At 70.2% G+C, this 11,719-nt stretch carries 14 protein-coding genes and 1 tRNA gene; 9 read left to right on the plus strand and 6 right to left on the minus strand.

Translation table 11 applies throughout. The annotated features are described in order from the left end of the window. Window positions 1–153: 153 nt before the first annotated feature. Complete coding sequence (locus P3L51_RS02010) at window positions 154–630, minus strand: ASCH domain-containing protein (RefSeq protein ID WP_354603247.1); 477 nt, start codon at window positions 628–630, stop codon at window positions 154–156. Window positions 631–776: 146 nt separating this feature from the next. Here P3L51_RS02010 and P3L51_RS02015 point away from each other — a divergent pair, with 146 nt between their 5' ends. Together P3L51_RS02015 and P3L51_RS02020 are read left to right on the plus strand one after the other, a co-directional pair. Continuing rightward, the gene (locus tag P3L51_RS02015; protein ID WP_354603331.1) at window positions 777–1,442 is read left to right on the plus strand and encodes a molybdopterin-dependent oxidoreductase; all 666 of its coding nucleotides are present in this window, start codon (window positions 777–779) and stop codon (window positions 1,440–1,442) included. Beyond that, on the plus strand, window positions 1,384–2,058 hold the full coding sequence (locus tag P3L51_RS02020) for a cytochrome b/b6 domain-containing protein (RefSeq protein ID WP_354603248.1): 675 nt from the start codon (window positions 1,384–1,386) through the stop codon (window positions 2,056–2,058). Before P3L51_RS02015 ends, P3L51_RS02020 begins: the two co-directional genes overlap by 59 nt. Window positions 2,059–2,089: 31 nt before the next feature. Here P3L51_RS02020 and P3L51_RS02025 read toward each other — a convergent pair whose 3' ends face one another. Both P3L51_RS02025 and P3L51_RS02030 read right to left on the minus strand, forming a co-directional pair. Beyond that, window positions 2,090–3,496, minus strand: coding sequence for a GntP family permease (locus tag P3L51_RS02025; RefSeq protein WP_354603249.1), 1,407 nt, complete (start codon window positions 3,494–3,496; stop codon window positions 2,090–2,092). Window positions 3,497–3,598: 102 nt separating this feature from the next. Further along, a complete protein-coding gene (locus P3L51_RS02030; RefSeq protein WP_354603250.1) occupies window positions 3,599–4,129 on the minus strand; it encodes a gluconokinase in 531 nt (176 codons plus the stop codon). Window positions 4,130–4,260: 131 nt separating this feature from the next. Here P3L51_RS02030 and P3L51_RS02035 point away from each other — a divergent pair, with 131 nt between their 5' ends. The 3 genes from P3L51_RS02035 to P3L51_RS02045 all read left to right on the plus strand — a co-directional run bounded on the left by P3L51_RS02035 (window position 4,261) and on the right by P3L51_RS02045 (window position 6,759). Continuing rightward, entirely contained in the window at window positions 4,261–4,962 is a 702-nt protein-coding gene (locus P3L51_RS02035; protein ID WP_354603251.1) for a FadR/GntR family transcriptional regulator, read from the plus strand. Between the two features lie 67 nt (window positions 4,963–5,029). Then, a complete protein-coding gene (locus P3L51_RS02040) occupies window positions 5,030–6,115 on the plus strand; it encodes an S-(hydroxymethyl)mycothiol dehydrogenase (RefSeq protein WP_354603252.1) in 1,086 nt (361 codons plus the stop codon). Then, window positions 6,115–6,759, plus strand: a complete 645-nt coding sequence (locus P3L51_RS02045) for an MBL fold metallo-hydrolase (protein ID WP_354603253.1) — start codon at window positions 6,115–6,117, stop codon at window positions 6,757–6,759. Before P3L51_RS02040 ends, P3L51_RS02045 begins: the two co-directional genes overlap by 1 nt. 42 nt (window positions 6,760–6,801) lie before the next feature. Here P3L51_RS02045 and P3L51_RS02050 read toward each other — a convergent pair whose 3' ends face one another. Both P3L51_RS02050 and P3L51_RS02055 read right to left on the minus strand, forming a co-directional pair. Then, window positions 6,802–7,587, minus strand: a complete 786-nt coding sequence (locus tag P3L51_RS02050) for a thioesterase II family protein (RefSeq protein ID WP_354603254.1) — start codon at window positions 7,585–7,587, stop codon at window positions 6,802–6,804. 310 nt (window positions 7,588–7,897) lie between these two features. After that, window positions 7,898–7,985, minus strand: a tRNA-Leu gene (locus P3L51_RS02055). A 139-nt stretch (window positions 7,986–8,124) separates the two neighbouring features. On the opposite strand from P3L51_RS02055, the gene P3L51_RS02060 reads away from it, so the two are divergent. The 3 genes from P3L51_RS02060 to P3L51_RS02070 all read left to right on the plus strand — a co-directional run bounded on the left by P3L51_RS02060 (window position 8,125) and on the right by P3L51_RS02070 (window position 10,713). Next, window positions 8,125–9,450, plus strand: coding sequence for a M20/M25/M40 family metallo-hydrolase (locus tag P3L51_RS02060; RefSeq protein WP_354603255.1), 1,326 nt, complete (start codon window positions 8,125–8,127; stop codon window positions 9,448–9,450). Between the two features lie 144 nt (window positions 9,451–9,594). Next, window positions 9,595–9,828: a chaplin ChpH gene (chpH, locus tag P3L51_RS02065; RefSeq protein ID WP_354603256.1), complete on the plus strand. Its 234-nt coding sequence runs from the start codon at window positions 9,595–9,597 to the stop codon at window positions 9,826–9,828. Between the two features lie 132 nt (window positions 9,829–9,960). Further along, complete coding sequence (locus P3L51_RS02070; RefSeq protein ID WP_354603257.1) at window positions 9,961–10,713, plus strand: chaplin; 753 nt, start codon at window positions 9,961–9,963, stop codon at window positions 10,711–10,713. A gap of 84 nt (window positions 10,714–10,797) precedes the next feature. On the opposite strand, the gene P3L51_RS02075 is transcribed toward P3L51_RS02070, so the two are convergent. Further along, window positions 10,798–10,986: a DUF5703 family protein gene (locus tag P3L51_RS02075; RefSeq protein WP_023542774.1), complete on the minus strand. Its 189-nt coding sequence runs from the start codon at window positions 10,984–10,986 to the stop codon at window positions 10,798–10,800. A 47-nt stretch (window positions 10,987–11,033) separates the two neighbouring features. Between P3L51_RS02075 and P3L51_RS02080 the strand changes: the two genes are divergently transcribed. Further along, complete coding sequence (locus P3L51_RS02080; RefSeq protein ID WP_354603258.1) at window positions 11,034–11,690, plus strand: hypothetical protein; 657 nt, start codon at window positions 11,034–11,036, stop codon at window positions 11,688–11,690. Window positions 11,691–11,719: the final 29 nt, after the last annotated feature.

The following is an 11,719-nucleotide window of genomic DNA, read 5'->3' on the forward strand; positions in this document are numbered from 1 at the left end:
CTCCGGGCGCGCGGCCGGGCGGGCGGCGGCGGAGGCGGTGGGCTGACTCCCGGCCCGCCCGGCGATCGGGGACACGACACACGGCCCGCCCGGCGATCGGGGACGAGCGGGCCCGGGAGCGCGCGACCGGGCCGACGCTCCCGGGCCACCGCGCTACCGGCGCTCCACGACCCGGAAACGTTCCGCCACCACCGGCGTCCCGTCGTGCACCGTGTACGACGGGTCGCCCAGCGCCTCGCGCATCTCGTCGCTGTGCCAGAACGCCTCGTGGCCCGCGCGCCAGGCCGCCACCGACTCGTACCCCTCGCCCTCGTCGAGCGCGTGCTGGAGATCGACCTCGCCCAGCGGCAGCACCCGTACCTCCGTCAGTTCGACGACGGCGACCTCCCGGCCGTCCGAGTCGATCAGCGCCGAGCGCTCGCCGACCGGTGGCAGCTCCTCCTTCTCCGCCTCGTACTCGGCGAGCAGGCCCGTGGTCGAGACCTTCTCCCCGGACAGGACGGCCGCGACCAGCTGATCACGCAGCGGCCCGGGGAAGGCGAGCAGTAAGGGCGGGAGGGCTTCACGGGGTTCACGGGGTTCGCTGGGTCCATCGGGATGTTCATCGCGGTGTTCCTGGGGCGTCTCCATGGGCGTCAGTCTGCCGGACCTGACGAAACCATGACGGAAAGCCGTCGGCCCTGGCTTCCGGGCCCCGGTGGTGTTCGAATCAAGAGGTGACCACTCCAGACACCGACCCGGAGGGCACGCCCGTCGGGCGCCGCCTGGTGCTCTCCATGCTCGGCCTCGGCGCGGCGGGCGTCGTCACGGCGCCCTATCTCCAGCGGGGGCTCGAATCCTTCCTGGGCGCCGTGTCCGACAGCGATCCGACGGGGCTGACCGGGCTGCTGCCCAACGGGGGCGGGTTCCGCTACTACTCGGTGGCCACCTCCGTACCCCGCAAGGGCCCCGAGAACTACCGGCTGAAGGTGGACGGGCTGGTCGACCGGCCCACCACGTACACGCTCGACGCTCTGCGGAATCTGCCGCAGACCCGCATGGTCCGTGACGTCCAGTGCGTCACCGGCTGGCGCGTGCCGGAAACACCGTTCGAGGGAGTACGGCTGTCGCGGATCCTGGACGCGGCGGGGGTACGGCCCGACGCCAAGGCCGTGCGCTTCACCTGCTTCGACGGCACCTACAGCGAGAGCCTGACCATGGAGCAGGCCAGGCGGCCCGATGTCCTGGTGGCGCTCAGGATGCGGGACAAGCCGGTCGAGCACGCGCACGGCGGGCCGGTGCGGCTCTACGTGGCGCCCATGTACTTCTACAAATCGGCGAAATGGCTCTCCGGGATCTCCGTCACCTCCGACGTCCGCCCCGGTTACTGGGAGGAGCGCGGCTATGACGTCGACGCCTGGGTCGGGCGGTCCAACGGCCGCACCGACACCCCGACCGTCTGACCGGCCGGACCCGCGTCCCCGCCTGCGGCGGCGGTTCAGCCGCGCGGAGCGGCTGGTCCACCGCGCGACCGGCGTCCTGACGCTGGTGTGCGTGGTGACGGCGGCCTGCCTGTACGTACCCCAGCTCGCCGAACTCGTCGGCCGCCGCCATCTGGTGGTCACCCTGCACGAGTGGTCGGGGCTGCTGCTGCCCGCGCCGTTCCTCGTGGGGCTCGCGTCCGCGTCGTTCCGCGCCGATCTGCGGCGGCTGAACCGCTTCGCGCCGCACGACAAGGAGTGGCTGCGGGCGGTACGGCGCCGCGACTTCCGGCCGGAATCGCGGCCCGCGGGCAAGTTCAACGCCGGGCAGAAGGTGTACGGCGGCTGGATCGCCGGAGCCGTACTGGTCATGCTCGCGACGGGCCTGATGATGTGGTTCACCTGGCTGACGCCGCTGGTGTGGCGGACGAGCGCCACGTTCGTGCACGACTGGCTGTCGCTGGCCGTGGGGCTCGTACTGGTCGGGCACATCGGGATGGCGTTCGCCGACCCGGAGGCACGGCGCGGTATGCGGACCGGGTCGGTGGAACGGCCCTGGGCGGAACGGGAACACCCTCTGTGGAAAGAGGAGGAGTGACCCGCCCCGCCCGGGCGGGGGACGTACCGCGCTAGACGATCAGCGAGAGCAGCATCACGAAGCCGAGACCGACGACGGAGATGATCGTCTCCATCACCGACCAGGTCTTGATCGTCTGGCCGACGTCCATCCCGAAGTACTCCTTCACCAGCCAGAATCCCGCGTCGTTGACATGGCTGAAGAAGAGCGAACCGGCGCCGATCGCCAGCACCAGCAGCGCGGCGTGCGACGTCGACATGTCGGCGGCGAGGGGCGCCGCGAGACCGGCGGCGGAGATCGTCGCGACGGTCGCCGAGCCGGTCGCCAGCCGGATCGCCACCGCGATCAGCCAGCCCAGCAGCAGCGCGGGGATCGACCAGTTCTCGGAGAACTCAAGGATCATCTGGCCGACGCCCGCGTCGATCAGGGTCTGCTTGAAACCGCCGCCCGCGGCGACGATCAGCAGCACGCCCGCGATGGGCCCGAAGGACTTCTCGACGGTCGAGGCGAGCCGGTCCTTGGTGAATCCGGCGGCGCGCCCGAGGGTGAACATGCCGACGAGTACGGCGGCGAGCAGCGCGATCAGCGGGGAGCCGACGACGTCGGCGACCTTCTGGACCTGGTTCTCCGGATTGTCCACGACGATGTCGACCAGTGCCTTGACCAGCATCAGGACGACGGGCAGCAGGACCGTCGCGACGGTGGCGGCGAAGCTCGGGCGCTTGTCCGTGTCGTCGGAGGAGCGCTTCTCCAGCGTCTGGAGCATCCGCTCGGGCGGCTGGATGTCCACCCAGCGCGCGGCGTAGCGGGAGAACAGCGGACCGGCGATGATCACCGTCGGTATGGAGATGACCAGGCCCAGCGCCAGTGTGACGCCGAGGTCGGCGCCGATGGCGTCGATCGCGACGAGCGGGCCGGGATGCGGCGGTATCAGCCCGTGCATGACCGAGAGACCGGCCAGCGCCGGGATACCGATCCGCATCAGGGAGAAGTTGCCGCGCTTGGCGACCAGCAGCACGACCGGGATCAGCAGCACGATGCCGACCTCGAAGAACAGCGGGAGCCCGATCACCGAGGCGATGAGGACCATCGCCCAGGGCATGGCGCGCCCGCTCGCCCGGCTGAGGATCGTGTCGACTATCTGGTCGGCGCCGCCCGAGTCCGCGAGCAGCTTGCCGAGTATCGCGCCGAGCGCGATCAGCACGCCGACACCCGCGACGGTGGAGCCGAGACCGGTGGAGAAGCTGGTGATCGTGTCGCCCAGGGAGGCGCCGGCGAAGGCGCCGAGTGCCAGCGTGCCGATGGTCAGCGCGAGGAAGGCGTGCAGTTTGAACTTGGTGATGAGCAGGACGATGACGGCAATGCCGGCGAGAACGGCGATGCCCAGCTGCGTGTTGCCGGCCGAGGTGATCGGTTCTACGGCGTCCGCTGCCAGCGTCTCGACACTGAGACTGGTCACGGGGGTTCCTTAGTTCGGGGAGATTCGGGGCGTTCGGAAATTCGGCGGACCGGTTTGTCCGGCAGGTGAGTTCAGGTGATCTTCAGATCATTTCGGGTCGGTTCAAACGGGTTCCGACTCGTGGGGACGGTCGAGACGGCGCAGCGCGGCGACGCCCCGTTCGGCGATCTCCTCGGGCGTGCCCGCCACGTCGACGGTGACGCCCGCCTCGTCGTCGCCCAGCGGCTGCAACGTGGCGAACTGCGAATCCAGCAGGGCGGTGGGCATGAAGTGCCCCTTGCGGTCCGCCATCCGCCGCTCGATCAGGGCCCGTTCGCCGGTGAGATGCAGGAAGACGGCGTCGGGCGCCACCGCCCGCAGCCGGTCCCGGTAGGCGCGCTTGAGCGCCGAGCTGCTGACCACGCCGCCGAGCCCGGCCCGGCCGTGCGCCCAGCGCCCGATCGCGTCGAGCCAGGGCCGGCGGTCGTCGTCGTCCAGAGGGGTGCCGGCGGACATCTTGGCGATGTTCGCAGGGGGGTGGAAGTCGTCGCCCTCGGCGTACGGAACGCCCAGTGCGGCGGCCAGCAGGGGACCGACGGTCGTTTTGCCGGTACCTGCCACGCCCATCACCACGACGACGTGGGGGGTGTTCATCTGATGCCTCGCTGTCTTCACGTGCTCCACTGCCTTCGCGCTACTGAAACGCATATGTACGACGTATTCAAGGTGTCGTAACCCACACGTCATATTTTTTCTTCTCCGAGCCCGCCCCGTAGGCTTCCGTCATGACCACAGAAGGCCGGGGCCTGCATACCCATGTGCTCGACACCCTCGGCCTCGCCATCACCGGGGGCGAGTACCCCGAGGGCGGCGTCGTGCGCACCGACGAGGTCGCGCGGCGCTTCGACGTCTCGCGCACCGTGGTACGCGAAGTGGTCCGCGTCCTCGAATCGATGCACCTCGTGCAGTCCCGCCGCCGCGTCGGGGTGACGGTGCGGCCCGCCCGCGAGTGGAACGTCTACGACCCGCGGGTCATCCGCTGGCGGCTCGCCGGCAACGACCGGCCGCGCCAACTGCGCTCGCTGACCGTGCTGCGCTCCGCGATCGAACCGGTCGCCGCCGGTCTCGCCGCCACGCACGCCACGCCCGAGCAGTGCGCCGCCCTCACCGAGCAGGCGCTCGGGATGGTCGCCACCTCACGCGGCCACCAGCTGGAGGGCTATCTGCGCCACGACATCGCCTTCCACCGGGTGGTTCTCGACGCGTCGGGCAACGAGATGTTCGCGCGGCTCGGAGATGTGGTCGCGGAGGTCCTGACGGGCCGTACGCGACACGAGGTGATGTTCCACGACCCGGACCCGGCGGCCGTGACCCTGCACGTACGGGTCGCCGAGGCCGTACGGGAACGGGACGCGGCCCGCGCGGAGGCGCTGACCCGGGAGATCGCCGTCGGCGCCCTCCAGGAACTCGACGTACTGGCGCCCTGAGCGCGGGGCCCGGCGGGGCGCGGTGTCAGACTTGGCCCTTCAGCTCGATGGAGAGGCAGGTCCAGGCATGTCGCAGCAGGTGCAAGGCGTCGTGGCGCCCGGCAAGAACGAGTCGGTGCGGATCGAGACGATTCTGATCCCCGATCCCGGCCCCGGCGAGGCCGTGGTGAAGATCCAGGCATGCGGGGTCTGCCACACCGACCTGCACTACAAGCAGGGCGGGATCAGTGACGACTACCCCTTCCTCCTCGGCCACGAGGCTTCGGGCGTCGTGGAGTCGGTCGGCGCCGGTGTCACCGATGTCGCCCCCGGTGACTTCGTCATTCTCAACTGGCGTGCCGTCTGCGGCAGTTGCCGGGCGTGTCTGCGAGGCAGGCCCTGGTACTGCTTCAACACCCACAACGCCACGCAGAAGATGACCCTGACGGACGGCACGGAGCTGTCCCCGGCACTGGGCATCGGCGCCTTCGCGGAGAAGACCCTGGTCGCCGCCGGGCAGTGCACCAAGGTCGACCCGTCGGTCGCACCGGCCGTCGCCGGCCTGCTCGGCTGCGGCGTCATGGCGGGCATCGGCGCGGCGATCAACACCGGCAACGTCGGCCGGGGCGACTCCGTCGCCGTCATCGGCTGCGGCGGAGTCGGCGACGCGGCGATCGTCGGCTCCCGCCTCGCGGGCGCGGCGCGGATCATCGCCGTCGACATCGACGACCGCAAGCTGGCCACGGCGAAGACGATGGGCGCCACCCACACCGTCAACTCCCGCACCACCGACGCCATCGAGGCGATCCGCGAACTGACCGGGGGCTTCGGAGCCGATGTCGTCATCGAGGCGGTCGGCCGCCCGGAGACGTACAACCAGGCCTTCTACGCGCGCGACTTGGCCGGCACGGTGGTCCTGGTCGGGGTCCCCACCCCGGAGATGAAGATCGAACTGCCGCTGCTCGACGTCTTCGGGCGCGGCGGCTCGCTCAAGTCGTCCTGGTACGGCGACTGTCTGCCGTCCCGCGACTTCCCCCTGCTGATCGACCTGCACCAGCAGGGCCGTATCGACCTCGCCGCGTTCGTCACCGAGACCATCGGACTCGCAGACGTGGAGAAGGCGTTCGCCCGTATGCACGAGGGTGACGTCCTGCGCTCGGTCGTGATGCTCTGATGGCCGCCACCGCCCCCGCCGCGCGCGTCGACCACCTCGTCACCTCCGGCACGTTCTCGCTCGACGGCGGCACCTGGGACGTCGACAACAACGTCTGGATCGTCGGCGACGACACCGAGGCGATCGTCATCGACGCGGCCCACGACGCCACGGCCATCGAGACGGCGCTCGGCGGCCGGACGCTGCGCGCCATCGTCTGCACCCACGCGCACAACGACCACATCGACGCGGCGCCGGCGCTCGCCGCCGCCACCGGCGCGCCGATCCTGCTGCACCCGGACGACCTGCCGCTGTGGAAGCAGACCCACCCGGACCGGCTCCCGGACGGCGAACTGGCCGACGGTCAGAGCCTGTCCGTCGCCGGTACCACCCTCACCGTGCTGCACACGCCCGGTCACGCGCCCGGCGCGGTCTGTCTGTACGCCCCGGGGCTGTCCACCGTCTTCACGGGCGACACGCTCTTCCAGGGCGGGCCCGGCGCCACCGGGCGGTCCTTCTCGCACTTCCCGACGATCATCGAGTCGATTCGCGAGCGGCTGCTGACGCTACCGCCCGAGACGGTCGTCCGTACGGGGCACGGCGACTCGACCACCGTCGGCGACGAGGCGCCGCGGCTGGACGACTGGATCCGCGAGGGCGGTTGAGACAGGGACGGTCGAACGCGTGGCGCGGGCCGTGTCGTCGCCTCAGGCGACGCGGTCCCGCGCGGCGTCGGCGGTGGCCCACCGCCTGATGTGCTGCCTGACCGTGTTCGCCACGGCGGCGGGCTGGTCGTTGAGGTAGAAGTGGCCGCCGGGGAAGACGTGCATGTCGAACTCCGCCTCCGTGTGATCGGCCCACCCCCGCGCGTCGACGAGCGGTACCTGCGGATCGGAGTCGCCCATCAGTGCCACGAGGGGATACGGGACCGACGCCCCCGGCTCGCTGCGGTACGACAGGACGGCCGCGTAGTCGTTGCGCAGGGCCGGCAGGATCATCCGTACGACGTCGTCGTCACCGAGGACCTGCGAGTCCGTGCCGCTCAGCCTGCGGACGTTGTCGAGTATGTGCTCGTCGGTGAAGAGCTGCCGCTTCGCTATGCACCGGCAGGGCGGCGCGCACCGGCCCGAGACGATCAGCCCGAGCACCTCCACGTCCGCGTCGCGCAGCCGCCGCGCGACCTCGAACGCCACGGACGCGCCCATGCTGTGACCGAAGAGGGTCATGGGCCGGTCCGCCCACTCCAGCAGCTCACGCGCCACTGCGTCGGCCAGCTCCGGAATGCTGCTGATGCCCTTCTCGTCGCGCCGGTCCTGCCGGCCCGGATACTGGACGGCCAGCACATCGGTCTCGGGGGCGAGCGCCTTGGTCATCGGCAGGAAGAACGGCGCGGACCCTCCCGCGTGCGGCAGGCACACCAATTGTGTACGTGCCTCGGACGCCGGTCGAAAGCGTCGAATCCACGGCTGCGTATCGCTGGGCGCGAGAGTCATGTTGTTTCCGTCGCCTCATTCCGGGGGCACACGTCGGCTGAGAATTGCATGGCAAACGTGTCAGCGCGTCCCTCGGCGGGCAACCCCTATTCTGCTGGATCCCTGCCCTGGCCTGGGAGTTCGTCCCGGATCTTAGGGGTGGTCCGGCCGGACCGTCATGAGCGGTACGGGGAGTGGGGAAATCCAGAATTCGGCAATGTTTTACGCGCCGGCAACAATCCGCGCGGTTCTCCCGTGCGCGGTGGCCGGACGGGTCGTGAAACGCGGAGTGCCGACCGGGAAAGGATCCCGGCCGGCACTCCGTCAACGCTGGTGTCCGAGGGGGGACTTGAACCCCCACGCCCGATAAAGGGCACTAGCACCTCAAGCTAGCGCGTCTGCCATTCCGCCACCCGGACAAGGTGTCTTCGGGACGACCGCAGGCCGTTCCGACGTGGAAAACCATAGCAAACATCGGGCACTGCCCGATCCCGCCCCGGTGGCAGGATGGAGCGACCACCGGCAACGGCAGCGGCACCGACAGCGGGAGTGAGCAGCGTGAGCGAGTCGAACACGGGCGGGACGGTCTCGGGCGAGGACGAGGTCGTGGACCTCTGCCGCGATCTGATCCGGATCGACACCAGCAACTACGGCGACCACTCGGGCCCCGGCGAACGGCTGGCCGCCGAGTACGTGGCGGAGAAGCTGGCCGAGGTGGGTCTCGAACCGCGGATCTTCGAGTCCCACAAGGGCCGCGCCTCCACCGTCGCCAGGATCGCCGGCGAGGACCCCTCCAGGCCCGCGCTGCTCATCCACGGCCACACCGACGTCGTCCCCGCCAACGCGGACGACTGGACGCACGACCCGTTCGCCGGCGAGATCGCCGACGGCTGCCTCTGGGGGCGCGGCGCGGTCGACATGAAGGACATGGACGCCATGACCCTCGCCGTGGTGCGGGACAGGCTCCGCAGCGGACGCAAGCCCCCGCGGGACATCGTCCTCGCCTTCCTGGCCGACGAGGAGGCCGGCGGTACGTACGGGGCCCGGTACCTCGTGGACAAGCACCCCGAACTCTTCGAGGGCGTCACCGAGGCGATCAGCGAGGTCGGCGGCTTCTCCTTCACCGTCAACGAGAACCTGCGCCTGTATCTCGTCGAGACGGCGCAGAAGGGCATGCACTGGATGCGGCTGACCGTGGACGGCACGGCCGGGCACGGCTCGATGACCAACAAGGACAACGCGATCACCGAACTGTGCGAGGCGGTGGCCCGGTTGGGCCGGCACGAATGGCCCGTACGGATGACCAAGACCGTGCGGTCCTTCCTGGACGAGCTGTCCGACGCGCTCGGTGTCCCGCTCGACCCGGAGGACATGGAGGGCACGCTCGCCACGCTCGGCGGCATCGCGAAGATGATCGGCGCCACCCTGCGCAACTCCGCCGCACCCACCATGCTCGGCGCCGGCTACAAGGTGAACGTGATCCCCGGCCAGGCCACCGCCCATGTCGACGGCCGCTTCCTGCCCGGTTACGAGGAGGAGTTCCTCGCCGACATCGACCGGATCATCGGCCCGCGGGTGAAGCGCGAGGACGTGCACGGCGACAAGGCCCTGGAGACCAGCTTCGACGGCCGGCTCGTGGACGCCATGCAGACCGCGCTCGTCGCGGAGGACCCGATCGCGCGGGCCGTCCCCTACATGCTCTCGGGCGGCACGGACGCCAAGTCCTTCGACGACCTCGGCATCCGCGGCTTCGGCTTCGCCCCGCTCAAGCTCCCGCCGGAGCTGGACTTCGCGGGGATGTTCCACGGTGTGGACGAGCGGGTGCCGCTGGACGGTCTCAAGTTCGGGGTACGGGTGCTGGACCGTTTCATCGACGCCAGCTGACATCGGCCGGGGCGGTATTCGCCAGTGCGTACGCCCTTGACTGAGAAGAGTGAATGCGACCATACGCTCGTAGCCTCATTAGCTCCTTCTCGTTACATGTGTGCGGTCCGAGGTTGGGACCGCGTTTGCCAACAAGGAGGAATAATGATCAAGAAGGTCGTCGCCGCTGCGGCTGCCACCGGCAGTCTCGTGCTCGCGGGCGCGGGCATGGCCGTCGCTGACTCCGGTGCCCAGGGTGCCGCTGTCGGTTCCCCCGGTGTGCTCTCGGGCAATGTCGTCCAGGTGCCCATCCACATTCCGGTGAACCTGTGCGGCAACACGGTCTCCGTGATCGGGCTGCTGAACCCCGCCTTCGGCAACACCTGCGTCAACGCGTGACGTTGTACCTCAACCCGTAAGGGTCTGAGCCCAGTGGCCCCGGAGCGCGCGCCATGCGCTCCGGGGCCGCCGGGCATCCAGCCCCAGGCGTCGTGCCCGGGGTATCCGGTAAGCAGAAGGCAGGAACAAGCTATGAGACAGGTCACGCGCAAAGGCCTGATCACCGTGGCGGCGGCCGGGGGCGTGCTCGCCCTCGGCGGCGGCTACGCGCACGCGGACTCGGGTGCCGCTGGAACAGCGGCGAACTCCCCGGGCGTGCTGTCCGGGAACAACGTCCAGGTCCCGGTGCACGTCCCGGTCAACGTCTGCGGCAACACCGTCGACGTCGTCGGAGTGCTGAACCCCGCCATGGGCAACCGCTGCGCGAACACGTCGGACGCCGGTCGCGGCTCGCAGCACGGCGGCTCCCAGGGTGGCGGCTCGCACGGCGGCAAGGACCACGGCGACGGCAAGGGCGGCTCGCACGGCGGCGGTCCCGGCGGCGGCTCGCACGCGGAGGGCGGCACCGGGAACTCACCCGGTGTGGGCTCCGGCAACCTGATCCAGGTGCCGCTCGACGTCCCCGTGAACGTCTGCGGGAACAGCGTCGACGTCGTCGGTGCGCTGAACCCCAGCTTCGGCAACGACTGCGAGAACGCGGACACCCCCGCACCGCCGACCGAGGGCAAGCCCGAGAACCCGGGTACCCCGAAGCCCCCGACGGATCGCGCCGTCCCGCCGTCCCCGAACAGCCCGGACACCAAGGCCGTCGACGCGCCCGCCTCCGAGGGCACCGAGGCGCTGGCCCGGACCGGCAGCGACGGGCTCGGACTGGTGATCCCGGCCGGCGCGGCCCTGCTCCTCGCGGGCACCGTCATCTACCGCCGCACCCGCGCCACCTCTTAGGGGCGCACCGGTACCAGCACCCGTTCAGCCCGGTACGGCCACGGGGTGGGCCTCCGCACAAGCGGGGACCCACCCCGTCGTCGTTCACCAGGTGGCGCGTACCTGACGGATGATGCGTCTGCGCAGCCGCACTCTGCGACTGCCGTCCCGGTGCAGGCTCAGTCGGTCCATTTCCCAGTGTCCGTACTCGGCGTGGTCTGTCAGCAGGCGGGTCGCGTCGCTGCGGGACACCCCGCGCGGCACATACACGTCGACAAATTCGTATTCCGGCATCGCATCTATTGTGCGGGCAGAGGCCCGGTACGGATAGCGTCTGCTCTATGTCTGATGCTGCGCAGCCCACGGCTGCCGAGGTACGTGCCGCCGCCGAGGCGGTCAAGGTCGCGCTGGACCGTCACCTCGCGGCGGTCGAACGCCGCACGGGTGAGGACGACCCGGCGGTTTCCGAAGCGTTCAACGCCCTTGCCACCGCGGCGGAGGCGTACGACGAGCGGCTCTACGACCTCTACGACGAGGTCACCCCCTTCGAGATCCCCGGCACGGACGACTCCCTGCCGCCCTACACGGGCCCGGAGGAGCCGAACGCGCTCAGCGTGCTCATCCGCCGCGACTACGCGGTGGCGGAGCCGCGGAGGCTGCTCGCTCAGGCACAGCGCATCGCCGACGTCGACGGGGACGCCGAGACCGTGGCGGTCGTCGGCGCCAGCGTGCACGCCGCTGTCGGCGTGCTCTTCGGCGAGTACGAACCGGACGAGATCGCGTCCCGGCACAAGGAGTTCGGCCTGGAGGAGGGCGACTCGACACTCTGGGTGTCGGCCGCCGACGACCTTCCGGAGCCCGGCGAATGGCTCAGCGCCCCCTTCGAACAGGCCGACCCGCAGCAGGTCGTCTGCCGCTTCGACGTCAGCTCGGTCTTCGACGAGGACGATTTCGACGGCGACAGGGACCTCGGCGACCTGGAGGAACAGGACGCCTGACCGCGTCGTACGACACGGACTACGGCCCG

Source organism: Streptomyces panacea (assembly GCF_040560175.1).
GTDB lineage: Bacteria > Actinomycetota > Actinomycetes > Streptomycetales > Streptomycetaceae > Streptomyces > Streptomyces panacea.